22 protein-coding genes, 3 pseudogenes and 1 other annotated feature are annotated in these 25124 nt (G+C 40.4%); of the genes and pseudogenes, 3 read left to right on the forward strand and 22 right to left on the reverse strand.

Annotated features, from left to right (window positions below; all coding sequences use genetic code 11):
* Positions 1–192: 192 nt before the first annotated feature.
* On the forward strand, positions 193–1002 hold the full coding sequence (locus HT709_RS04710) for a Cof-type HAD-IIB family hydrolase (RefSeq protein WP_023932748.1): 810 nt from the start codon (positions 193–195) through the stop codon (positions 1000–1002).
* Positions 1001–1664: pseudogene (locus HT709_RS12160) on the forward strand (choline-binding protein C); the annotation flags it as partial. The gene HT709_RS04710 and the pseudogene HT709_RS12160, both read left to right, overlap by 2 nt.
* A gap of 111 nt (positions 1665–1775) precedes the next feature.
* Here the strand turns inward: HT709_RS12160 and HT709_RS04725 are convergent.
* A pseudogene (locus tag HT709_RS04725) lies at positions 1776–2310 on the reverse strand (transposase); the annotation flags it as partial.
* Between the two features lie 56 nt (positions 2311–2366).
* Positions 2367–2547: pseudogene (locus tag HT709_RS11760) on the reverse strand (hypothetical protein); the annotation flags it as partial.
* Positions 2548–2750: 203 nt separating this feature from the next.
* Here HT709_RS11760 and gdhA point away from each other — a divergent pair.
* Complete coding sequence (gene gdhA / locus HT709_RS04730; protein WP_000199528.1) at positions 2751–4097, forward strand: NADP-specific glutamate dehydrogenase; 1347 nt, start codon at positions 2751–2753, stop codon at positions 4095–4097.
* Positions 4098–4526: 429 nt separating this feature from the next.
* Here the strand turns inward: gdhA and rplL are convergent, their stop codons facing one another.
* From rplL to HT709_RS04830, 20 genes are all read right to left on the reverse strand, one after another.
* Complete coding sequence (gene rplL, locus HT709_RS04735; protein ID WP_001196965.1) at positions 4527–4895, reverse strand: 50S ribosomal protein L7/L12; 369 nt, start codon at positions 4893–4895, stop codon at positions 4527–4529.
* 72 nt (positions 4896–4967) lie between these two features.
* Positions 4968–5468: a 50S ribosomal protein L10 gene (rplJ, locus tag HT709_RS04740; RefSeq protein WP_001287278.1), complete on the reverse strand. Its 501-nt coding sequence runs from the start codon at positions 5466–5468 to the stop codon at positions 4968–4970.
* A 38-nt stretch (positions 5469–5506) separates the two neighbouring features.
* Positions 5507–5642, reverse strand: a sequence feature (ribosomal protein L10 leader region).
* Between the two features lie 75 nt (positions 5643–5717).
* Positions 5718–6977 carry a TRZ/ATZ family protein gene (locus HT709_RS04745; RefSeq protein ID WP_000862496.1) on the reverse strand — a complete coding sequence of 420 codons (1260 nt, stop codon included), beginning with the start codon at positions 6975–6977 and terminating at the stop codon, positions 5718–5720.
* 256 nt (positions 6978–7233) lie between these two features.
* Entirely contained in the window at positions 7234–8982 is a 1749-nt protein-coding gene (locus tag HT709_RS04750) for an ABC transporter ATP-binding protein (RefSeq protein ID WP_172925555.1), read from the reverse strand.
* Position 8983: 1 nt separating this feature from the next.
* A complete protein-coding gene (locus HT709_RS04755) occupies positions 8984–10708 on the reverse strand; it encodes an ABC transporter ATP-binding protein (RefSeq protein ID WP_172925556.1) in 1725 nt (574 codons plus the stop codon).
* A gap of 57 nt (positions 10709–10765) precedes the next feature.
* A complete protein-coding gene (gene msrB / locus HT709_RS04760) occupies positions 10766–11704 on the reverse strand; it encodes a peptide-methionine (R)-S-oxide reductase MsrB (protein ID WP_000818203.1) in 939 nt (312 codons plus the stop codon).
* Positions 11705–11764: 60 nt separating this feature from the next.
* Positions 11765–11932 carry a hypothetical protein gene (locus HT709_RS11765; RefSeq protein ID WP_007285050.1) on the reverse strand — a complete coding sequence of 56 codons (168 nt, stop codon included), beginning with the start codon at positions 11930–11932 and terminating at the stop codon, positions 11765–11767.
* Between the two features lie 75 nt (positions 11933–12007).
* Entirely contained in the window at positions 12008–12877 is an 870-nt protein-coding gene (gene thrB, locus HT709_RS04770; RefSeq protein WP_050207664.1) for a homoserine kinase, read from the reverse strand.
* Position 12878: 1 nt separating this feature from the next.
* Positions 12879–14165 (reverse strand): homoserine dehydrogenase, encoded by a 1287-nt coding sequence (locus tag HT709_RS04775; protein ID WP_050223267.1) that lies wholly within the window; start codon positions 14163–14165, stop codon positions 12879–12881.
* Between the two features lie 152 nt (positions 14166–14317).
* Positions 14318–15055, reverse strand: coding sequence for an adaptor protein MecA (gene mecA / locus HT709_RS04780; RefSeq protein WP_000782675.1), 738 nt, complete (start codon positions 15053–15055; stop codon positions 14318–14320).
* 201 nt (positions 15056–15256) lie between these two features.
* Positions 15257–16291, reverse strand: coding sequence for a hypothetical protein (locus HT709_RS04785; RefSeq protein ID WP_000461506.1), 1035 nt, complete (start codon positions 16289–16291; stop codon positions 15257–15259).
* On the reverse strand, positions 16284–17753 hold the full coding sequence (locus tag HT709_RS04790) for an O-antigen polysaccharide polymerase Wzy family protein (protein ID WP_100104360.1): 1470 nt from the start codon (positions 17751–17753) through the stop codon (positions 16284–16286). Before HT709_RS04790 ends, HT709_RS04785 begins: the two co-directional genes overlap by 8 nt.
* Positions 17754–17768: 15 nt before the next feature.
* The gene (locus HT709_RS04795) at positions 17769–18755 is read right to left on the reverse strand and encodes a glycosyltransferase family 2 protein (protein ID WP_138702041.1); all 987 of its coding nucleotides are present in this window, start codon (positions 18753–18755) and stop codon (positions 17769–17771) included.
* A gap of 1 nt (position 18756) precedes the next feature.
* A complete protein-coding gene (locus HT709_RS04800; protein WP_023936090.1) occupies positions 18757–19860 on the reverse strand; it encodes a glycosyltransferase in 1104 nt (367 codons plus the stop codon).
* Entirely contained in the window at positions 19850–20695 is an 846-nt protein-coding gene (locus HT709_RS04805) for a phosphorylcholine transferase LicD (RefSeq protein WP_138700313.1), read from the reverse strand. The genes HT709_RS04800 and HT709_RS04805 overlap by 11 nt, the downstream gene beginning before the upstream one ends.
* A 125-nt stretch (positions 20696–20820) precedes the next feature.
* Positions 20821–22095: a polyisoprenyl-teichoic acid--peptidoglycan teichoic acid transferase Psr gene (gene psr, locus HT709_RS04810; protein ID WP_172925557.1), complete on the reverse strand. Its 1275-nt coding sequence runs from the start codon at positions 22093–22095 to the stop codon at positions 20821–20823.
* Entirely contained in the window at positions 22092–22940 is an 849-nt protein-coding gene (gene pheA, locus HT709_RS04815) for a prephenate dehydratase (RefSeq protein ID WP_172925558.1), read from the reverse strand. The genes psr and pheA overlap by 4 nt, the downstream gene beginning before the upstream one ends.
* Entirely contained in the window at positions 22937–23413 is a 477-nt protein-coding gene (locus HT709_RS04820; protein ID WP_172925559.1) for a shikimate kinase, read from the reverse strand. Before HT709_RS04820 ends, pheA begins: the two co-directional genes overlap by 4 nt.
* Positions 23406–24689 carry a 3-phosphoshikimate 1-carboxyvinyltransferase gene (aroA, locus tag HT709_RS04825; protein WP_172925560.1) on the reverse strand — a complete coding sequence of 428 codons (1284 nt, stop codon included), beginning with the start codon at positions 24687–24689 and terminating at the stop codon, positions 23406–23408. The genes HT709_RS04820 and aroA overlap by 8 nt, the downstream gene beginning before the upstream one ends.
* 90 nt (positions 24690–24779) lie before the next feature.
* Positions 24780–25118: a YlbF/YmcA family competence regulator gene (locus HT709_RS04830; protein WP_172925561.1), complete on the reverse strand. Its 339-nt coding sequence runs from the start codon at positions 25116–25118 to the stop codon at positions 24780–24782.
* Positions 25119–25124 lie beyond the last annotated feature (6 nt).

The raw sequence follows: 25124 nt of genomic DNA on the forward strand, positions 1-25124 counted from the left end.
AGTTGGTTTTTTAATTTGTCTAGTTGCAACGTTGACAAGTTTAGTATAACATATCTTGGCCAAATATCCTCTTCAAATCATGAATTGTCATCAAAACATCCTAAACTGTAAAATCAATTAGCCCCAAGCTTCCTATCAATTTCTTCTCCAAAATATGCTATAATAATACCAAAAGATAAAGAAGGAAGTCTTATGATTAAACTACTAGCCTTGGATATGGACGGAACCCTCCTCAATGAAGCCAAGGAAATCCCACAAGCTCACATTATTGCTATTCACAAAGCCATTGAAAAAGGTGTCAAATTGGTTCTCTGTACGGGTCGCCCGCTTTTCGGTGTCCTCCCCTACTACAAAAAACTGGGGCTTGATCTCCAGAATGAGTATGTGATTGTTAACAACGGTTGTTCAACTCACCAGACTAGCGACTGGGGCTTGGTTGACTGGCAAGAACTTAGTCCAGCAGACATCGAATACCTCTATGACCTAGCTGAAAAAAGTGATGTTCAGTTGACTCTTTTTGATGAGGAACATTATTTTGTCCTCGGTGGCAAACCTAATGAAATCATTCAAAATGATGCCAAACTAGTCTTTTCAGACCTGACTGAAATTTCTCTTGAGGAAGCGACTAGTGGCAAGTTTCGTATGTTCCAAGGTATGTTTTTAGGAACAGAGAGCCAAACAGACGATTTTGAGCAGCGTTTTGCTGAAGAGCTTTGCCAACGATTCAGTGGAGTTCGTTCGCAGCCTGTCATTTATGAAGCAATGCCGCTTGGAACGACAAAGGCTACTGCTCTTTCACGACTAGCTGAGATTTTGAAGATTGATTCCTCAGAGATTATGGCCATGGGCGATGCTAATAACGATATCGAAATGCTCCAATTTGCAGGGCTTGGGATTGCAATGGGAAATGCCAGCGATTATGTCAAATCTCTTGCGGATGCCGTTACCTCAAGCAACGAAGAAGACGGCGTTGCGCGTGCTATTGAGAAATATATTCTATAAATCTCGTAGCGGAGCAAATGTCTCTGATCAAACTGGACACTACGAATCCTTAATCAATCCAGAATTGACCTATATGGGTTTGGCAACCTTTGAAAACCCTGTTACTCAAAATGGATGGATTACCGTTGCACAAAGTTTCGGAACATCATCTGGTGGCTCTGAAGAATTAGCTGGTGGTTATGGAAAAGCCATTCAATACATAGAAGCCTACTCTTCTCAGATTCAAACATTTGCGACTAAGGCGAATCTTTTTGACAAAAATTTGAAGGCTATCGGAACTCATAAAATCAAAAATGAAAATAAGAGTACAACGAATAATTCCTACAATTTCTTTAACCAAATGCAAGAAGTAGGTAAAAGTATGGGTTTTTGGCGACAAGCTGGCTCGCGTTGGTAGTTTATGCAACTTGATGGGATCTTACCCTTACAATCAGTGGGCAAAATTAGATAATATCTGGTATCGCTTCGATAGTTCAGTCTGGATGCAAGCAGGTTGGTTGAAAGACGGTGAGACTTGGTACTATCTCGACGGTTCAGGTGCTATGAAAACAGGCTGGATGAAGGTATCTGGCAAATGGTACTATGCTTATAGCTCTGGTGCTCTAGCAATCAATACGACTACACCAGACGGTTACCGTGTTAATTACAATGGGGAATGGGTAGGATGGTTTAACTACAACAAAAATACTCTATACTATCTCACAGTGAGTAGTCTTCACTTTCAAATAGTATAGAGATTTTTATTTACCTAGTATAGCTCTTATCTTAGGTGTTTATAACAAACTGAAACAAGAGTGGGACAAAAGAGCCTCGTAAAAGGTATTGCAACTTGGTAATACCTTTTTGAGGTGCTTTTTGATATGAGCACATGTCTTCTCAATAGGATTGTACTCAGGTGAGTAGGGAGGAAGGGGTAAAAGTTTATGCCCAAACTCTTCACACAAGAATTCTATCCTAGCTATTCTATTGGAATCTTGCATTATCCATAATAATAACTGAGGGTGTGGTTAATGTTGGTAAGAGAAATTTCTGAAACCATGCTTCAAAAAAGTCGCTCGTCATCGTCTCTTCGTAGGTCATTGGAGCGATTAAGTCACCATTTGTTAGACCTGCAACCAAAGAAATCCCCTGATATCTTCTTCCAGAGACTTTACCTCCTATTAACTGACCCTTTGATGAGCGACCATATTCTCGATAAAAGTAAGTATCGAATCCTGTTTCATCAATATAAACAGGTGCTAAGTGCTTTAAACTATTAAAATTCTTAAGAAATAAGGCTACTTTTTCTGGGTCTTGTTCATAGATAGTATAGTACTTTATGGTTACCGAACAAGTCTAATGAAAAAATTCTGATGATAGTTCTAAATCTCAATAACCGCTTGGGTTCCATGATCCAACTCCAGCAAGACATCTATACTTGTATAGAAAATCCTGCCCTGAATAAGGAGATGTAAATATTTCTTTCCTCCAAAATGGTCATAGTTTTGCTGGCAAATCTAACATATCATGGATAAATTAACAAGTGATTTCTGAATTGCTAAACATTTTCTTTTCTTATAGCATATTTTCAGATTTTCTCTTTGAGAAAGATATTTACAAGAAAAAGGTTCGTTTTTTGTCTATTTTCAAAAAGTCTTAAAACTAAATTGAAAGAATTTTTAGAAAATTTTTGTTTTTCTCTTTACAGTTTAAAAAAATTCTGCTATAATAGCTCATGTAATAAAATATGACAACAAAAGGAGAACGATATGACATCTGCTAAAGAATATATCCAAAGCGTGTTTGAAACTGTAAAAGCTCGTAATGGGCACGAGGCTGAATTCCTCCAAGCTGTTGAAGAATTTTTCAACACTTTGGAACCTGTATTTGAAAAACACCCTGAGTATATCGAAGAAAATATCTTGGCACGTATTACTGAGCCTGAGCGCGTAATTTCTTTCCGTGTTCCTTGGGTTGACCGTGATGGAAAAATTCAAGTAAACCGTGGTTACCGTGTTCAATTCAACTCAGCTGTTGGACCATACAAAGGAGGACTTCGTTTCCACCCAACTGTAAACCAAGGGATTTTGAAATTCCTCGGATTTGAACAAATCTTCAAAAACGTCTTGACTGGACTTCCAATCGGTGGAGGTAAAGGTGGATCAGACTTCGATCCTAAAGGTAAAACAGATGCTGAAGTGATGCGCTTCTGCCAAAGCTTCATGACTGAGTTGCAAAAACACATCGGACCATCACTTGACGTACCTGCTGGTGATATCGGCGTAGGTGGACGTGAAATTGGTTACCTTTATGGTCAATACAAGCGTCTTAACCAATTTGATGCTGGTGTCTTGACTGGTAAGCCTCTTGAATTTGGTGGTAGCTTGATTCGTCCAGAAGCAACTGGTTACGGTTTGGTTTACTATACTGAAGAAATGCTGAAAGCTAACGGTAATAGCTTTGCTGGTAAGAAAGTGGTTATTTCAGGTTCTGGGAACGTTGCTCAATACGCTCTTCAAAAAGCGACTGAACTTGGCGCTACTGTCATCTCTGTATCTGACTCAAACGGTTATGTCATCGATGAAAATGGTATCGACTTCGATCTTTTGGTTGATGTTAAAGAGAAACGTCGTGCTCGTTTGACTGAGTATGCAGCTGAGAAAGCAACTGCAACATATCACGAAGGTTCTGTATGGACTTACGCTGGAAACTATGATATTGCGCTTCCATGTGCTACTCAAAACGAAATCAACGGTGAAGCAGCTAAACGTTTGGTTGCTCAAGGCGTTATCTGTGTATCTGAAGGTGCCAACATGCCGAGCGACCTTGATGCCATCAAAATCTACAAAGAAAATGGTATCTTCTACGGACCTGCCAAAGCTGCCAACGCTGGTGGTGTAGCCGTTTCAGCCCTTGAAATGAGCCAAAACAGTCTTCGCCTCTCATGGACTCGTGAGGAAGTTGATGGACGTCTCAAAGACATCATGACAAACATCTTCAACACAGCTAAAACAACTTCAGAAACATATGGTCTTGATAAAGACTATCTTGCAGGAGCAAACATTGCTGCATTTGAAAATGTAGCAAACGCTATGATTGCCCAAGGTATTGTTTAAGATTCATTTGCTTAATCCTCAATCGCTTCGATTGGGGATTTTTATCTTGAGTTAAACGGTTGGGAAATTCTAATTTAATTAAATTAAATGAAATAAAAACCGAACAAATTGATTGCGGAATTCAAACCAATTTCTAACAATGTTTTATAAAACTCAGTTGACTATTCTAAATTCAATCTATTTTATACTTTTCGAAAATCTCTTCAAACCACGTCAGCGTCGCCTTACCGTAGATATGTTACTGACTTCGTCAGTTCTATCTGCAACCTCAAAACAGTGTTTTGAGCAGCCTGCGGCTAGTTTCCTAGTTTGCTCTTTGATTTTCATTGAGTATTACTTACTCGCCAACTTCTTAAACAAAAAGAAAAACCACTACTCCTAAGAATAGCGATTTAATCATGTTTTTAAGCTACTAATGTAGTCGCTCTATTATTTAAGAGTAACTGAAGCTCCAGCTTCTTCCAATTTAGCTTTGATTTCTTCAGCTTCTGCAGTTGCAACGCCTTCTTTAACAAGTGCTGGTGCACCGTCAACAAGTTCTTTAGCTTCTTTAAGACCAAGACCTGTGATTTCACGTACAACTTTGATAACGCCAACTTTTTTGTCGCCTGCAGATGTCAATTCAACGTCGAATGAATCTTTAGCAGCACCAGCGTCAGCAGCACCAGCTGCAGCAACAGCTACAGGAGCAGCTGCAGTTACACCAAATTCTTCTTCGATAGCTTTTACAAGGTCGTTCAATTCAAGGATTGAAGCTTCTTTAATTTCAGCAATAATGTTTTCAATGTTCAATGCCATTGTTATTTCCTCCAAATATGTTTTAAATTTATAATAGATTTTCGTAGCTAGGCTACGCTACGTAGCTTAAGATTAAGCTGCGTCTTCTTTGCTTTCTGCAACCGCTTTGACTGCAAGAGCAACGTTGCGCACTGGCGCTTGAAGTACAGAAAGGAGCATAGAAAGAAGTCCTTCGCGGTTTGGAAGAGTTGCAAGTGCAAGAATCTCTTCTTTAGATGCGACAGCGCCTTCGATTGCACCACCTTTGATTTCAAGTGCTTCAGCGTTTTTAGAAAAGTCGTTCAAGATTTTCGCTGGTGCAATAACATCTTCGTTAGAAAATGCTACTGCAGATGGTCCAACGAATACTGATGCAAGATCTTCAAGACCAGCTTTTTCAGCTGCACGACGCAAGATTGAGTTTTTAATGACTTTATACTCAACTTCGCTTCCACGAAGCTCACGACGAAGAACTGTATCTTGCTCAACTGTCAAACCACGAGCGTCTACAACGACGATAGATGCAGCAGCTTTCATTTTTTCAGCTACTACGTCAACTAGTTCCGCTTTTTTAGCAATAATTGCTTCACTCATTAGTGTGTTCACCTCCGTAATTATTTTGCTTGGGGAATTTTTCCAAAAGAAAAACGCGCCCAAACCTAGACACGAAAGTACAATACGCTTCTTTTTACATGATACGTTTTGTCCTCGGTAGGATATTTATGAGTCGAGCTCCCCTACTGTCTTAGGCAGTTTTTTCAAACCGTATATAAGTATAGCATAGTCAAAAAAAGAATGCAAGATTTTTACAAACTTTTTTTAAAATTTTTCGTGATTTTTCTTCTAAAGTTCTACTGTCAGAACTTGACCTTGCTTAACAACCTGTTCTCCAGCAATATAGACATCATCAACATCACTGGATTTGACAGCATAAACTAGGTGAGAGAGCATATTTTCTTGAGGTTGGAGATGGATTTTGCCTTGTGGTTGAATAACGAGAAAATCTGCCTGCTTGCCGACTTCTAGACTTCCTATCTGATTTTCCATTCCTAGAACCTTAGCCCCTTCGATTGTCAGTGCCTTGAGAGCTGTTTCGATAGGAAATTGGCTGGCATCTCCACTTTTCATCTTCTGAAGAAGGGCTGCAGTCCGTCCCTCCTCAAACATATCAAGATTGTTATTGGAAGCGACCGAGTCAGTCGCAATTCCGACTGCTACTCCTGCTTTTTGGAGCTGGATAATTGGAGCAATTCCTGATGCCAGTTTGAGATTACTGATAGGATTGTGAGCAATAGCCACTTGAGAAGTTGCCAAGCGTTCAATTTCTCGCTCGTTTAATTCGACCCCATGAGCAAAGACAGACGGATGATCTAAGTAACCCAGTTCTTCTAGAAAGGCGAGGGGGCGTTTGCCGTATCGTTTCAGGATAATGCCTGATTCTTCCTTGGTCTCCGCCACATGGATATGGATTGGAATAGCAAGCTCTTTTGCCATTTCCAAACTCGCTTCCAGCAAGTCTCTACTGCAGCTATAGGGAGAATGAGGTGCTACCATAACCTTGAAATTTGGATTTTTATATTTTAAGATTTCGTCTATGATGGATCGAGTTCTGCTTATAGTCTCAGCAGTTGTTTCTGTCTCTGAAGAAAAAAGAGTCGGAGAAAAATAACAACGCATCTTGGAATCTTTCACTGCCTGATAAATCTGCTCAATATTCACACCATTGGGATTATACATATCATTAAAGGTTGTTGTTCCTGACTGGAGTATCTCTGTCAGAGCTTCTTTGACCGCCTTAGTAGTCATGTCGGGAGTAAACTCAGCTTCTGCTGGCCAGATATAGTCATTGAGCCATTCATGGAGATTGCTATCATCCCGAATTCCTCTCAAACCTGTCATAGCAGAATGGGTGTGGCAATTGACCAACCCAGGCATAATCCAAGCTCCCTGATAGTCTATAATCTGCTCAGCTTGCTCTAAAAACGCTGGCTTATCTTGACCGACATAGACGATTTGAGAATCCTTGACTGCTAAGATTCCATCAAGATAAACATGGAAATCTTGATCACAAGTCACGATATTTACATTCTGAAAGACTTTCATTATAGGCTCCTTTTCTAAAAGACAAGTTATACTCTCTTCAAACTACTTCAGATTCACTTTGCCGTAGGTGTGGTTACTGACTTCGTCAGTTCTATCTGCAACCTCAAAACAGTGTTTTTAGTAACCTGCGGCTAGCTTCCTAGTTTGCTCTTTGATTTTCATTAAGTATTACAGTAAACAATTTTTCTAGCTATTGTAACAAAAAAGTCACTCGAAGGCAACTTTTTTCGTCCATAAACTTTCAAAAGAGAATGGCTTATTCAGAACTAAAAGCCGCAGCTTTTTGCATTTGGTAATACTTACCCTTTCTATCCATGAGTTCTTGATGGTTACCATATTCAACAATATCACCATCTACTAAGACAAGAATTAAATCCGCATCCTGAATGGTTGACAAACGGTGAGCAATGATGAAGCTTGTGCGGCCCTTCATGAGTTTTGCAAAGGCATCCTGTACCAGCACTTCTGTCCGTGTATCAATGGAAGAAGTTGCCTCGTCTAAGATAAGAATCTTTGGAATAGCCAGAAAGACTCGGGCTATGGTCAAGAGCTGAGCTTGGCCGACAGAGAGAGATTCTCCAGCATTTTCCAACTTGGTATCGTATCCCTGTGGCAACTGTTGGATGAAAAAGTCTGCATTAGCTGCTTTGGCAGCAGCAATTACTTGCTCTCGACTGGCTTCAGGATTGCCAAAGGCAATATTATCATGAATGGTCCCTTGTGTGAGCCAGGTTTCTTGAAGCACCATACCAAACTGCTGTCTCAATGATACTCGTGTATAATCATAAATGGATTGCCCATCCAGCAAGATATCTCCCGAGCTAATGGGATAAAAACGCATAAGGAGATTGATAAGAGTTGATTTTCCAGCACCTGTCGGACCAACGATGGCTACCTTACTACCAGCTGGAATATCGATAGACAACTCCTTAATCAAAATTTTTTCAGGATGGTAGCCAAAAGAGACATGTTTAAAGGAAATAGCTCCCTTAACTTGGTCACTGGTCAAGACTTCCTTACCTGTTTCAGCCACTTCAGGGCTATCTAAGACTCCATAGATACGCTCTACGCAAGCCAGAGCACTTTGCAACTCAGCTAGCACTGAAGAAATATCGTTAAAGGGCTTGGTGTATTGCTGAACATAGTTCAAAAAAGTCACTAAACGCCCAATGGTCAAGGTTGACCCCATCATGATACGATAAGCTCCTACTCCAGCTAGAATCGCATAAATGAGCGCATTGACAAAGCGAGTCGAAGGATTGACCGTTGAAGAATAAAAGATGGCCGACTGCGAATAGCCTGCGTAGTTGTCATTAGCCTCACACAGTCTTTTGATAAACTCTACCTGAGCATTAAAAGATTGAATAATAGTCTGCTGGCTAAGCGATTCTTCAATCAACTGAGTCTGAATTCCCCTTGTCTCTGTTTGCTTCTGGAAGAGATGATAGGAGCGTTTGGCAATAAAGCGTGAAACCACCATGGAAAGTGGCGTCAACAGCAAGACTAAGAGAGTCATGAGGAGGTGAATTTGCAGCATGGCTAGAATGCTAACCAAAATCATCAAGACACCAATGAAAAATTGGTTAAAAATCATGGTCAAGCCAGCTGCTAACTGTTCGATGTCCGTGGTTACCCGACTGACCATCTCTCCACTTCCTTGCCGCTCCACAAAAGCAATCGGTAAACGATGGAGCTTATAGATGATTCGCTCTCGCAAGTCTCTGGTATAAGAGAAGATTAGGCGATTATAAAGAAGAGGATTGGCCCATTGTACCAGAGTATTTCCTATAACTACCAAGATCATCTGGAGAAAAATCTGCCAAAAAACTGGTGAAGAACCAGCCACTAGGACTTGGTCGATGACCTGCCCAATCAAGATAGGTAGGTAGATTGATAAGCCAACCTGGGTAATAGTTCCTAGAAAGGCTAGGAAAAGGAGGAAGGGATTGCTTGCTAAATCTTTTGCCAAGCGTGTGAGCGTCTGGTTTGCAGTTTGTCGTCTCATGCTAGTCCTCCTTTCCATGTTGGGATGCATTGATTTCGCGATAAACTTGACTAGATTTCATCAAGTCCTCGTGCTTGCCGATAGCTAGGAGCTCTCCTTTTTCTAAGAGGAGAATCTGGTCAGCCATCTGTAAAGTCGAGGTTCGTTGAGAGATCAAGATTAAGCTCGTATTTAGCAAATTTTCTCGGATAGCTTTCAAGAGCTTAGACTCGGTAATGGTGTCGAGGGCCGAGGTCGCATCATCTAGGATGAGAAATGGAGCTTGGCGCAAGACTGCGCGAGCAATAGACAGCCTTTGTTTTTGTCCACCTGAGAAATTTCGACCTCCTGCCTCAACAGTGGCATCCAAGAGCCCTTCCTTTTCACTAACAAAATCCTTAGCTTGCGCAATCTCCAAGGCCTGCCAGAGTTCCTGGTCAGATACTTCTTGATGTAAACCTAGAGTCAAGTTAGAACGAATGGTTCCCTTAAAGAGTTCGACTTTTTGGGGCACATAGGCAATCCAAGACCGCCACTGCTCCAAATTAAGAGGACTACGTCCATTTCGATAAAGGTCTATACTCCCCTTGTCTGCTGGATAAAGTCCAAGTAAGACTTGCACCAAGCTTGATTTACCAGAACCAGTTCCTCCGATGATACCAAGGATTTGCCCTTGCTTCATATTAAAGGAAATGTCTCTCAGAGAAGGCTGGGCCGCATCAGGATAGGTAAAGGTCAGTTCTTGAACTTGTAAAACCTGATCACTGCTAGCTTGCTTTTGTTCTAATTCTGAATGAATATCTTCTGGAGCCTCAGCAAAAACTTCCTCGATTCGCTTAGCTGAGATGTAGGACTGGTTGAGGGAATTGATCAGCATGGCTAGCTTGACCAATTCCACCAAAATCTGTAAGAGGTAATTGATAAGAGCAATGAGAGCACCTTGACTGAGCACTCCTCCTTGAATTGAAATATAGCCTTGCCAGATAATAACGAGAAGAGTTCCATTGACAATCAGATAGGTCAGAGGTGTTAATAAACTAGACCAGAAACCTGTCTTTTCTTGTAATCTAGCATAAACTTGGTTAAGGGTTTGAAAAATCTGTAACTCTCGTTTTTCTTGACCAAAAGCACGAATAACCCGCATCCCTTGCAATTGCTGGCGCGTTTCCTGAACCAGTTGGTCCGTTTTCTTTCTGAGACTACTGTAGAGAGGATTGACCAATCGAGATAACCCTATAATGACAATGGTCAAAATGGCAACCATGACTAAGAACCAGAAAGTCAACTCAGCTGAGATTCGATAAGCCATAAAAATGGCACCAAAAACGATAATGGGCGCTCGCAAAAAGAGACGCAGGAATTGATTGATACCAGTCTGAATCTGGTAGGTATCCGAAGTCAAGCGAGTGACCAAACTAGAAGTTGTCAGACGGTCTCTGCTGTCCTTGGACAAGGAAAGAATATGACGATAAAGATCGTTTGTCAATTCCTTAGCAAAGCCTACTGCTGCCTTTGCTGAGTAAAATTGAGCTATCAAGGCCACTAAAACGCCAATTACTGCAAAGATAAGGAGCAGGCCAATCTGCATCCAGAGATGACCTTGATCTCCCTGAGGTAAAGATTGGTCAACAATCCCAGCAATCACCATGGGAACCAAGAGCTCAAAAACAGCTTCTAACAGCTTGAACAAGGGGGCTAAAATTGATTCCTTGATGTAGGGTTTGAAGTAAGATAATAGGTGTTTCATAAATCCCTTCTATTCATATTCTAGAAATGAAGAAAGTGGGAAGCCCCACTCTCTGTTTTATTTGTTTAAGTAAGGCAATAGATAGCCATATCCTGCTTTTTCCATCTCATCCTTGGCCACAAAGCGTAAAGAAGCAGAATTGATACAGTAACGGAGGCCGCCTAACTCCCGCGGTCCATCTGTGAAAACATGACCCAAGTGAGCGCTGCCTGAACGAGAACGAACTTCAATTCGCTCCATTCCATGGCTCAGATCCTTGTAATAATGAATCAACTCTTTGGAAATCGGACGGCTAAAACTTGGCCAACCACAACCTGAAGCAAACTTATCCTTGGCAAAAAAGAGTGGCTCACCCGTCGTAATATCTACATAAATCCCCTCTTCAAAGGTTTGGTCATAGGCATTGGTAAATGGAGCCTCTGTAGCAGCTTCTTGTGTGACACGATAAGACTCTTCAGATAGACTGGCCTTCAACACCTCTTGACTAGGCTTTTCATAGTTTGCTGCATCAATCAATGGCTTATCAGCATCGGTCACATCGATATGACAGTAACCTGAAGGATTCTTCCTGAGATAATCTTGGTGGTAGTCTTCAGCCAGAATGTAGTGGCGTAATTGCTCCACTTCTACTGCAATCTTTCGACCCAGCATGCGTTCCTGCTCCTGTACCACTGTGTAGATAGCTGGCAAATCTGCTTCATCCTGATAATAAATCCCAGTTCGATATTGGCGACCACGGTCATTCCCTTGTTGATTGATAGATAGAGGATCGATAACTCGGAAATAATAAAGTAAAATCTCTCTGAGTGACACTTCCTTCTCATCGTAAATCACTTGGACCGTTTCTGCATGGTCTGTTTCCTTGATCAACTGGTAATTGGTCGTTTCGACTTGACCATTAGCGTAGCCAACACTGGTTTCTAGCACTCCAGAAATGCGTGAAAAATATTCCTCTAGGCCCCAAAAACAACCACCTGCTAGATAAATTTCTGCCATCTTTATTTCTCCTTTATCACGTTTTTAACTAATACTCTTCGAAAATCTCTTCAAACCACGTCAGCTCACATCTGCAACCTCAAAACAGTATTTTGAGCTAACTTCGTCAGTTCTATCCACAACCTCAAAACAGTGTCTTGAGCTGACTTCTTCAGTTCTATCCACAACCTCAAAACACTGTTTTGAGCAGCCTGCGGCTAGCTTCCTAGTTTGCTCTTTGATTTTCATTGAGTATAAACTTCTTTTCACAAAAAGGATATGAAACCCTCTGGTCAAGAGTTTCCCCATCCTATCTTCTATTCTTTATTTTGCTTCTACACGGACACCTTGGGTATCAACTCTCAAGTCATGCAGTTTTCCTTTGAAAGGTTGCTTTTCCAATTCTGCCTTAATCCTTGGCATCTTGTCATGAGAAGCCAGAACCATAACTGTCGGCCCAGCACCAGAAAGGTAGGTTGCATAGGCCCCATTTTCTTTGGTCACTTGCTTAATCATCGCAAATTCTCTTACCAAGTCCTGACGATAGCGCTCATGGAAGAGGTCTCCCTCGATTGCTTGCCCAGCGGTCACCATGTCTCCTGCCAACAAGGCAGCAACCGCTACATTGGCGATAGAACTTGCAGCAACAGCTTCCTTATAAGACAATTTTTTAGGCAAGACACTACGGCTATCGCGAGTACGTAATTCATAGTTTGGAATGTAAGCTAGAAAATCACACTCTGGAAAGTCTGCTACGATAGCAGAGACTTGCCCTTCAACAGAACTTGCAATAACGAGATTACCATAAATGGCTGGAGCCACATTATCAGGGTGTCCTTCAATCTTGGTCGCTAACTGCAATTTTTCATGATCAGACAAGTCGAGTTGCCCCAATTGGTTGGCTAGTTCAATCCCAGCCACAATAACTGAGCTGGAAGAACCCAAACCACGCGCCAAGGGAACATCACTGGTCATTTTCAAGCGTCTAGGTTTCAAATCTGGTACAATTTGCAAAGCGATTTTGAGCAAGAGATTACGCTCGTCATGTGGAATCCATTTGCCAATCTGGTGTTCAATCAGCCACTCATCTCCTTCTTCACAGACCTCGATTTGAAGGTACTTGGTTACAGCTACACCGACCGAGTCAAAACCTGGCCCGATATTGGCACTGGTTGCAGGTACAATAATCTTCATCTTATTCTCCTAGCACCTTGAAGGTATTCAAGAGGTCAAATTCTGAAACCTTCTTCAATTCAGCTGAGACATTTTCAAGCTGGGCTTTATTAATCTTGTGTGTGATGATCACAACACGCGCCTTGTCACCCTCTTTGCCATCTTGAAGGATTTGCTTAAAGGAAATATCTTGAGCATTGAAGATTTCAGCCAACTTCAAGACCTGACCTTTTGAGTCTAGAGCCAAGATTGAGAAATAGTAGTTTGCTTTGACATCTTCAGGATTTGCCAAGACCAAGTCACGGCTATATTCGTTGAAGTCTTTGCCAATAGTACCATCATTCAAACGACGAACGATACGGACAATATCAGCTACAACACTTGTTGCAGTTGGTTTTTGACCCGCACCTGGTCCGTAGTACATAGACTCACCAATACCGATAGATTCTACAAAGACAGCGTTCATTACGCCATTCACACTAGCAAGTGGGTGCGCTTTAGGTAGGAAGGTTGGAGTCACTTCTGCAGCAATACCTGAAGAAGTTTCCTCAATAGAACCAACCAATTTCACTACGTAACCAAGCTCTTGAGCTACAGCTACGTCTTCTGGTGTGATATTGCGGATTCCCTTGTGGGCTACATCATCAAAGGCAATCTTCATGCCAAAGGCAAATTGGCTCAAAATAACCATCTTGTAGGCTGCATCAATCCCATCTACGTCATTCGTCGGATCGCTTTCTGCAAATCCTAGACGTTGTGCTTCCGCAAGAGCATCATCGTAAGACCAGCCTTCTTCCACCATCTTGGTCACCATGAAGTTGGAAGTTCCGTTGACTACTCCAAGCACGCGCGTAATTTTATCAGAAGCCAAGGAATTTGCTAAAGTACGAAGAATTGGAATCCCACCAGCAACTGCTGCTTCGTAGTAAAGTGCTACCTTGTTAGCTTGAGCGATTTCTAGCAATTCTGCGCCATGGACAGCCAAAAGGTCCTTGTTAGCAGTAACAACGTGTTTTCCAGCTTCCAAGGCACGAGTGATAAAGGTTTTAGCAGGTTCGATACGCCCCATCAATTCCACTACGATTGTAATGTCTTGATCTGATAAAATATCATCCACATTGGTTACAAAGTTAAAGTCATTCCCTGCTGCAAGTAAGCGATTCTTTTCATCTTCATCCTTGACCAATACCTTAGCAACTTCAATCTCTGAATGTGCTGATTGATTGATTTTTTCTCCATTTTCCTTTAGGAGGAAAGGCACACCACTTGCAACGGTACCAAATCCTAGTAAAGCAATTTTAACTGTCATCTTTATCTCCTCGAAATTTTCTAATATAGCCATTATAACAGAATTTTGTGAAAATTCCTATCATAGTAAATCACTATTTCAGTCTAGAAAAGAAAAAAACGAATCTGATGATTCGCTCTTCCTAAAATCTAGAAATAATTTTCCAGAAGTGATTATCCAATCTTTTGCAGATTGGTCACTGCATCGTGATTCATCAAGACTTGGCCATACTCCTGCAAGACTGAACGACTGATGTCACTATCGTCCGCAAACTCGCGCATACGGGCCAACAGCCAAGCTGGATATGGACTTGGATGATTTTCAATATCCACTAAAATGGTCAAATAATAGCGCTCATTCATCTTGTAGAGTTCAGAAGTTTCCATCTCAAAAGTCACTGTCTTAGCAAAAGCCACCAAGTCAGCCAACTTAGCAAAAGAAAGGATGTAGTAGATGTAAGGTTCTTTCTTACTCTCAGCTTCTTGTTCAGCCTGCTCCTGCTCTTCTTCCTTGGCTTCGACTTGCTCTAAAGATTGAATCGCTTCGATATCATCCTTAGTTTTGTCTGCGATGCTCTTTTCTAAGGTTTTAATAAACTCATCTGGCGACATTTGAGCCAATTCTTCCATATCTGGTAAATCCGATAAATCTTCAAAATCTAGATTTTGGTCAATCTTTGATTTGGTTACAAAGACATCAACCTTATCAGGTTTTGGAGTCACACGGAAGCTCAACATACCTGTATCTAGAAAGCTATCAGGCATCTCTAACTCATCCAAGATAGCATAAAAAAACTCTTCTGTTTTTTCTTGAGGGACAAGAAAGTCAGCAATCTCCATGCCACGATCCATCAAATCCTCTAAAGACATCGTGATTTTCAAAGTTGTATCACTAATTTGTTTCATTTTCATTGCTAGTAACCTCATACTTTCAGTTCTATCTATTATACTAGATTTTTACGATTTTATCAAAAGAAGGCTCCTCTATACGGATAGATTTTCCCTAGGGTCTTTCTATAGGAGACTCCAAGAGAAAATTTCTGCAGACAGATAGAAAAAGCCTTCAAAATCAAACTTCTTGTTCGACTTTGAAGACCTAATACATCAGAAAGCTTATAGTTTAAAGGTTGCTACACCGAGGATAGAACGATTTAAGTTTCTAAGAATTTGAAGACTTTGTTCAAATTTCTTATAACGAGTCACTCCGTACTCTTCAACAAGAAGGACTGTATCTCTTTCCAAAAGAGATGATACATCCTGTAAATCTACAAAATGCATTCCTTTTAAAGCCTCTTGACTCTGTTTCAATTTATCTAGGATAGCTTTATTTGAGCTAACGATTGTTAATTCTTGTCCAGCATTTTTGTATGACAAGACATCTGCTAGGTTAGCAATTGTTGTAATCTCTGTTACAAAATCAATTTGATACTGAGAAAAATCACCTGCTCTATTGATTGTTGGATTAAAGAGATAAATCAATACATTCCCCATCACAACCAAAATCACACAAACTACTCCAATAACAGCTAAACGGAGAATCAAGTTTTTCACATTCAATCCAAGTGCTGTCTCACCATTTGCATTCAATTCTTTAGAGTTGATGGTTTCCAATTTTTCAATTTTTACATTTGCAAAAGTGTGTTTAAATTTCTCAATCAATCCATCAATTTTTCGCTCTAACAAATCATTAGCATCTTTACTTGATGTCAAAATTTTCACACCAACCCCTGCATCGTCAATCATATAGTAGACGGTCAATTTTTTCCACCAATAATCATTCGTTGAATTTTTCAAGGTTGTTTCTGTCGTGTCTAATTCACTGGCAATTTTTTTCAACTCACTGGGTTCTACATCATTGAAAAGATAAGCTCCATTCAAATTACCATCAATCAATTTCCCATAAAAATCACTATAACCACCAATTTGATGATTCAAAATTGTTTTAGCTGAGTCTTCTGGAGGAGTGATTTTATAGCTAAGATAAGTTGAATAACTTGTTGTATCTTTGACAGTGTTTTTATTCCTAACTGCTTTAATTGTAAATGGTACAGCAATGAGAGCAAATAAAGCGATGAGAGCTAAAATATTTGCTTTTCGTTTTTTGTAAAGATTTGCAAATAAATCAGCTACTGAATAATGTTCAAACATGATTTTTTTCTCCTTTGTTTAGTAGATACTGGTTCTCTTTTGTAAGCATTTTTGCTACAAATATAATCACAAGAACAATTCCCCAGAATTGCATTGTAAATAAATTGAAGAAACTTTCTGAAAAGCTACTTCTAGGCATAAAGAATAGATTATTCAAGATGAGTAAAGACAAGGCAAATAGGATTGTTTTTGAACGATAGGCTACTTGCAGCATGGCTATGAATAACATACCTAGCAAGAGACTAAGTAGAAAGACTCCTATCATACCATAGTCTGTATACAACTCCATAATATAACTACTTCCGATACCATGTCCTTTCAAATATTCCTTGTTCAAAACAAGATAGGATAGATTGTGGGCATAACTATTACTATCAATAGCTAGCTCTACACTATTGGTTGTATGCTCAAAGGCTTTTCCTCCGAAAATGGCCCCCAAACTTCCCCTTGCAAAATAATCAAGAACAGGACCAAAAGTAAAATTACGGAAATCTCTGTAAGGTAGGCTACTGTTAAATAGAAAACCTCGAGCCAGAACGCCAAAACTAGTTCCTTGTTTATAGATAAAGTCAAGCAGGATATCCCAGAAACCTGTATGGGAAACTTGAACATTATCCCGTACATAATTGAGCACTCCCATCGCTAACATGAGAATAGGAGAACCTACAAAAATCGCTAACTTTTCTTTAAACCCAATCCATTTTCCCTTTTCAGTTTGCTCTCTCATAAAGTAATAAACAAAAGCAAATAAAATACTTAAAATAAAGGGATTTCGTGTCCCAATTGCCAAATGAATGGTATTAGCTGCAATGAAGGATACTAACACTGCTGTTGCCTGCCATTTCTTTGGTTTGGTTGCCAGATACATACACATTGCATAGATCGTAAAGGTAGACAAGATGTAGGTAATATAAGGCAGTTTACTTTCAAAATTTGCATAGTAGGCATAGTAGGAAGTCTGCAAGCGATACAGGAGTCGTTCAAATAATCTAATGAAATAGAAAGGATAGGTGAGAAGAAAAACTCCTAGTGATACAAAGCGTAACCGCTTGATATAAACCTCTTTTAGAGAACTTCCTATATTTGCTACTTTTATTTTCTTCCTAGCTATGAAGTAACGAGCCAGTACGCCTCCTGTGGTCAAGCCCAGAATCGAAACCATGACGACTATAAAGGCAAAACGATAGGCTATGGGATGATAGGTATCCAAAGCGCCATCCCTAAAGTAATCAATGGTTGGCCTTGATACCAGAAAAACAAAAATGGTTAAATAGAAAATAAAATGGATTAAGTAATACTTGATATCATTCCAACAAGCAATTAAGCTACTAACCAGTAAGAACAATAAAGTAGAAAGCAAGCTAACATTGTTATTATTAAACAGATACACAATTCCACTCACTAGCGTCAAGGCATAACTGACTATGGTCAAACTAAATAATAATCGTTTTCCATCAATCACTTGCTCACCCCCGTTCTAATGTAATTTTTTAGATTTTTCAATATTTTTTAGTAATAAGAATCGGTATAAGGAAATATTTATGAATAGAGCCAAAGCACTAATTCTTCTCCCCTTACGGAAAATTGAATTCCTAGCAATAGCAAAGGCATGGCCTTTTAAAAAACGATGAATCTGAGAATAGGCTTCAAACTGTTTATACTGATCATCTAGCAACATCTTATCCAGAATAAAAAAGTAGGCATAGGCTAATCTGAAAAAAGCAACCTCTTTCAAATCTGGATAGTTTTTCACAACTTCATTGTAAAACCTTTGGTAGATATCAATATAGGCTAAATCCTTCTCTACATAGGGTTTGGTCGTAATACTATCCCCTCTATGGAAATAGTAATAATAGGGTTTAGTATTAACCACATACTTCTTGGCCAACTTGATTAAATCAAAATGGTAATAGGCATCTTCGTAAATCAACCCCTTAGGAAAGGATAGGGCAGTTGCAATCTGTCTCTTGATTAGCTTATTGCAAATCGTCCCAGGTATTTTTTCACCTATGAGGTATTCCTTTAGAAATGTTTGAGAATCACAGACAAAATAGTCATCCTGATTGGCTGACTGTGGGCTTTCATCATTAGCATAGACATTCATGACACCACAGCTTGAAACATCCGCATCTTCTTGAACTAATTGCTCATATAAGCTCTGAATCATTTCTGGATGGATATAATCATCTGAGTCAATAAAAATCAGATAATCCCCGTGAGCCTGCTTCATCCCATCATTTCGTGCTTGCGACAATCCTTCGTTCTTTTTATGAAGCACTGACACCCTGTCATCTTGTTCAGCGATTGAATCACACAAGCGACCACTTTCATCTGTTGCACCATCATCAACAAGAATAATTTCCAGATTTTGATAGGTCTGCTTCTGAATGGAAGCTATCGATTTTTCTAGGTACTGCGCCACATTATAGACTGGCACAATGACACTAATTAATGCAGTTTCCATGCTACTCCTCTAATAGTTTTTCTACTTGTTCGATTTGTTTTGTAATTGTAAATTGTTGAATGAATTGGCTAGCCTCATCGACATCAAAGTTTGAGGCAGAAGTCATGTAATTAGTAATCGCCTGAGCTGCCTCTTGATTGCTCTCAATGATTTGTCCAAATCGTCCTTCTTGGGATAATTCCTCAGCCCCTCCAACGTCCGTAGAGATAAAAGGGAGTCCCAGACTCAAGGCCTCCACATACACTCCAGGAAAACCTTCTTGTTTAGACATAGACAAGAGAACTTTCGTCTGAGATAGATACTGATAAGGATTTTTTTGATAACCAAGGAAATGTACATAGTCCTCAATCCCATACTCTTTGACTCGTTTTTTCAGTTCCTCTTCCATATCACCAGCCCCGATAAAATAGAGATGATAGTTTTTTCCCTCTTGGTGTAATAATCGTATCACTTCCACTACACGGTCAGAACCCTTATTTTCCTCAATCCGTCCGATAGTACAGATACTTTGAGGAGCAATCTCGATATCGATCTTCTCTTGAGATTTTTCTAGAATAGTCTGAAAATCATATCCATTGTAGATTGTCTGTAATTTAGAAGCATAATCTGGATAAACTTCCTTGATAGAATTGCTGGTCTTTTTTGAAATCCCTACAATTGTATTCGCAGCATCCAACTGGCTTCTATGTGATTCTCTTTTAGAGCTATCCTTAAGAAGTTCTTCGATACTTCCATGAATCCAAGAGATTTTCTTGACTTCTTTTCTTTTAGAAAACAACAGTGGTGGATTCATAATGGTAAAAGAAACTTCAACATCATAATCATCTTTTACAAGCAAACGACGAGTCAGTCTTGGAAAATAAATTCTCATTCTCCACAAAAAAGCTCGTAACCATCTGGTTTGGCGATAATCTTGAAGGGATTTTAAAATGCCTACATGCTTTGGAACAGATTCATATCCCTTGTCAAAGTGCTCCATTTCAAGAATATCAATATCATACTTTTCTGGATCCAGATTTGAAACAATGGTTGATAGAATCTTCTCTGCACCACCTCCAAGAGAAAAAGACCACATAAAAAATAAGATTTTTTTCTTAGCCACCATATTCTCCCTTGTATTCTGTATAAGACTTATCCATATCAGCGATGACAGCATCATGATGCGGTAGCTGCTTATCTGCTGGTGGAGGCGTCATATAATCCCCAAAAGCAGTTCTGAGATAGACATCATAGCCGATTGGAATAGGCATCTCTGTTCCTTCAAATGGCAAGAAAAGATTGTCTTCAAAAGATGTGATTGGGTACTTGTTTCTCATGTAGCCAGGACCTGAGCATAATTCTGTAATGCCATCACAATCAGCCAAATCATACTTAGTCATTTCTTTCTCAGCTTTTTTCCAGATGCGATAACGGAGAGATTTTGGAGTCAAACCCAGTAAAATGCAACTTCCCCATTTCATGAGAGCACCATGCTTTTCTGGAATAGTTTGGGCACAAAAGAGTGAATAAATCAAGGCCCAGCGAACCTGTTTTTTCCGCTCAGCTGGATCTTTCGGATAATAATCCAGAGGCAAAACGTCCAAGGCCAAACCATGTGGCAAATTCAAATCCTGCTGGTAAGGTTTAATGCAGGTCGTTTCCTTGTCACGAATGGTAATAAAAAGATTACGGTCGACAAAATCCTTGTGACTCTTTGACAAGAAATAACGTTCATCTGCATAACGAGGCCATAATTCTGCTAATTTCTCATAATCCTTACGAGGCATAAAAAAGTCTAGGTCGTCATCCCAAGGAATAAAACCCTTGTTTCGAAGGGCACCAATAGCACCTCCCCCACAGAGATAACAAAGCAAATCATGTTCTTTACAAAAGCCCACAAAATATTCAGCCATCTCCAGACTACGAGCCTGAATTGCTTTTAAATCAGTCATATTGTTCATTATTCTTTCTATCGTATCGTTTCATTATACCACAAACAAGGGGTGAAAATCTATTGCAGACTGTAAAAAATCAAAGCCTGACTGCTATCCAAATAGCTATCAAACTTTGATTTTTCTGTCTTATCTTATCTCAAACCCATCTGAGACAATTTATTCTGATACTTGTTTTGATCGACAAGCAAGCCCAAGCCTCCATAAACATCATAGGCATCTACCCAGTCACCAAGTTCTGGAATCGTCAATTTTTCAATACCATTTTTTGCTCCATCCAAAACAGATAAACCGTTTGTTAGGAGGAAAGTATAGGGTGCATTGGTTGAGGTCATAGCAAAAACCTTTCCAAGAGCTTCAGAACCAGTGAAAAGTTTAGTAGGATCTTTAATTTGCTCTAAAATTGCTGTTAAAACTTGTTGCTGTCTTTTTGTACGGCCGTAATCCGCCTCATCGTCATCACGGAAACGAGCATAATTGAGCAGGGTCGAGCCATTCATCTGCTGTTTTCCGACTTTGATGGTTTGGGTTGGGGACTCAGTCTCAGTAGCGTGTAAATCATCTCCGACTGTAGCTTCTGTTAGTGGACGCCCATTCAATGTTGAAAATTGAGCATCAATTGTCACCCCATCAGGGAAAAGTGTATCAATCGCTGTTGCAAAGGCCTGAAAATCGACCAAGGCATAGTACTTAATGTCCAAGTCAAAATTATCTTTCAAGACTTGGCGAACCATTTCTGCCCCTTTTTGCCCCTCTTGTTCTCCTAACTCATAGGCTACGTTTAACTTGTTATCCGTCTGTCTTCTACCGTTAATCACTTGACTATAACCATCTATATAGACCAAATTATCACGCATGAAACTGACCAGCTTCATTTTCTTATCTGAGCCACCAACATTTAATACCATAATAGAGTCAGTCCGCGTCTCAGCACTATTTTGACCGATTCGACCGTCCGTCCCCATGATCAAAATATTAACTCCATCTCTAGTATCTTGACCATTAAAAACTTGAACCTGTGCTGCCTTGGCATCAGCAGTTTTCTTTGCGCTAGCATCTTGGTAACCACGTAAAAACATGAATACCATGGCTAAAGCCACACAGACTAGAAGAGAGAAAATTACCATAAAAATGCGTTTAAGACGGAGCTTCCGTCTTTTCTTTTTGGGAGGAGCAGAGAGTGCTTGTGATTTGGATTGTGAGCGACTCCGGTTCGCATAGCTTGGTAAGTCAACCTGCTCTTCTCTTTCTTGTTCCAAGCTGGAACTACTATTTCCCCTAGCAAGAGTTATCTTTTCTTGCAAATAGGCAAACTCATTTTTTTCTCTCTCATTGAGATAGTGAATATTTTTTAGCAAATAATCATAACGTAATTTTTCATGATGACTGAGAGGATTTTCTTTACTCATCTTCTCTCCTTTCCATGGTCTGATATTGGATAAATAGGATAGGCACCCAGAACTTTATACTGGATTCCGATGGCTTCTAGTTCTTTTTGGGCAAAGTGAACCAAGTCCTTATCAGTATAGTCCACATCGATAATGAAAAAGTATTCGCCCAACGCTGTCTTGAGTGGACGACTTTCAATTTTTGTCAGGTCAATTCCTCGCCAAGCAAAGGTCGACAGGGCCTTGTAGAGGGCACCTGGAAGGTTATCAGGTAAGGTCAAGGCCAAACTCATTTTTTCAGTTTGTGCTTGCAAGGGAATAGCTGCACCTTCAGCTCCCAGAACCCAGAAACGTGTGAAGTTGGCTTCCATTTCCTGAATATCCTCGGCAATCAGTTCTAAGCCATATTCTTCAGCAGAACTTCTAGGCGCAATAGCCGCAAAGGGCTGGTCTGGATGTTCGGAAATAAAGCGGGCCGCATAGGCTGTACTGGCTGTCACCTCAATTTGAGCATCTGGATACTGTTCATCGATGAATTTCTTTCCTTGAGCCAAAGCCTGAGGATGAGAAAAAATCTTTTCAATCTTAGTATGACCTGGAACCACCATCAACTGCTGATGAATAGGCTGAACGATTTCTGCTACTGCTTGAATGCGAGCCTGATGAAAAAGGTAGTCCAAGGTTTCATGAACACTACCCTCGATAGAATTTTCAACTGGCACCACAGAATAGTCCACCAAGCCTTGCTCATAGGCCTTGATGACATCTGTAATGTTGGCAAAGGCCTGCAATTCCTCCTGAGGAAAAGCTGTCTGCACAACGTGGTGTGAAAATGATCCCTTGGGACCTAGATAAGCAATTTTCATCTCAGTTCCTCTATAATTTCCTCTGGACTTAACTCGGTCACATCCAAAACCCGACTAGCTACTTCCTCATACCAAGCCTGTCTTTCTTGAAAAACAGCTGCAAGTTCTTCCTTGCTATTATTTAGAAAAAGCGGACGCTGATTGTCCTTATCAGCTGCGATACGTTGGTAGAGGGTTTCAAAATCAGCTTTCAGGTAGATGTTATCTGTATTAGTCTTGAGTAAGTCACGATTTCGCTGAGAAATAACCACTCCCCCACCAGTTGACACAACTTGATCTGTTTGTAGTAACTCAGCTAGAACTTCTGATTCTATCCGACGAAAGGCTGATTCTCCCTTTTCAGCAAAAAAATTCGCAATGGACATACCTAAACGCTTCTCAATCAGGGCATCCATATCAAGGTAATTAGGATCCAAGCCTCTTGCAATAGTCGATTTGCCAGCCCCCATAAATCCTAGTAATACCTTAGCCATGAATCAAGCTCTCCAAATCATCAAAGAAGCTAGGATAACTGGTATTGATGGCTTCTGCACGGTCAAGCTCCACCTCTCCATCTGCAACCAAAAGGGCTGCAATAGCTGTCATCATGCCGATACGATGGTCTCCAAACGTATTGACTCTAGCACCGTGAAGGGCTGATTTTCCTTTGATAATCATCCCATCTGCCGTAGGAGTAATATCTGCTCCCATGCTATTTAAAGCGTCTGCTACCACCTGAATACGGTCTGTTTCCTTGACCTTAAGTTCCTCAGCATCCTTGATAACTGTTACACCTTGGGCTTGGGTCGCAAGTAGAGCGATAATGGGCAATTCATCAATCAAACGTGGAATCAAGGCACCGCCAATCTCTGTTCCTTTGAGGTCTGAAGACTCAACAGTCAAGGTAGCAGATTTAGTGACTGGGTCAATTTCAGTCATTTCCAATTTTCCACCCATGGCGCGAATGACATCAATAATACCGGTGCGCGTTTCGTTGATCCCCACATTCTGCAGCACTAGACGAGAGTTTGGAACAATCAAACCTGCGACTAACCAAAAGGCTGCACTGGAAATATCTCCTGGTACGACCACCTTCTGTCCTGTCAATTTTTGTGGCCCTTGGACTGTGATTTTCTTGCCCTCCACACTTAAATGGCCACCAAATTGTTGCAACATATCTTCAGTATGATTACGGGTGCACTCTTTTTCGATAATCACTGACTCCCCCTGAGCCTGCAAGGCCGCAAAGATCAAGGCTGACTTGACTTGGGCAGAGGCAATTGGCAACTCATACTGAATAGGTCTTAGGGTTTTCGTCCCTTTTAAGTGAAGGGGAGGCAGGTCTCGCTCAGTTTGTCCCGAAATGCTAACGCCCATTTTTTTCAGAGGAATCGTCACACGATCCATAGGACGTTTGGAAAGACTGTCGTCTCCAAACATTTCTACTTCAAAATCTGCACCTGCAAGGACACCTGAAATCAGGCGAATCGAGGTACCAGAATTTCCCATATCAAGGGCATTTTGCGGAGCTTTTAAGCCTTCTATACCCACACCTTGAATGGTAATAACCCCATCTTTGTCCTCAATTTCAACACCAAGGTCACGAAAAACCTGCATGGTCGAAAGAACGTCTTCACCTCGCAGAATATCATAAACCTTGGTCTCACCCTCAGCCAAACTTCCAAAGATAATGGAACGGTGGCTGATAGACTTGTCACCTGGAACGCGGATACTGCCATGTAAGTGGCGAATGTTTGTTTTTAGTTTCATACTGGACCTCATACTTGCAATACTTTTACCTATTTTATCATAAAAAGCCAGAAATTCCTTAAAAATTCTGACTTTAGGATAGTTTTTTTCTTATTTTAGCAATTCTGAAACTGGTTCGAAAACAATTTTTTCAATGTCAGAAAGGTAAATGACCAATTGTTGTTGCTTGGTAAAGAATTCTGACAAGAGGCTATTTCCTTGAATCTGTTTACCAAAGCCTTCCATCTTAGCTTGGAAGGACGCATCTGGCATTTGACCTGTCTGTGCTAGTTTTTGAATTTCCTCTTGAAAGGCAAGATATTCTGTAAAGATTTTGCTTGCCTCAGCATCTGCTGCAATCGCATCTTTAGCTGCTTTAACATCCTTGTATTCTGGTAATCCGCGTAGACCGCGACTGAGTTCGTTTGCACTATCGTAAATATTTGGCATAATTTT

Origin of the sequence: Streptococcus sp. 1343 (assembly GCF_013277355.1) — a bacterium.
Taxonomy (GTDB): domain Bacteria; phylum Bacillota; class Bacilli; order Lactobacillales; family Streptococcaceae; genus Streptococcus; species Streptococcus pseudopneumoniae.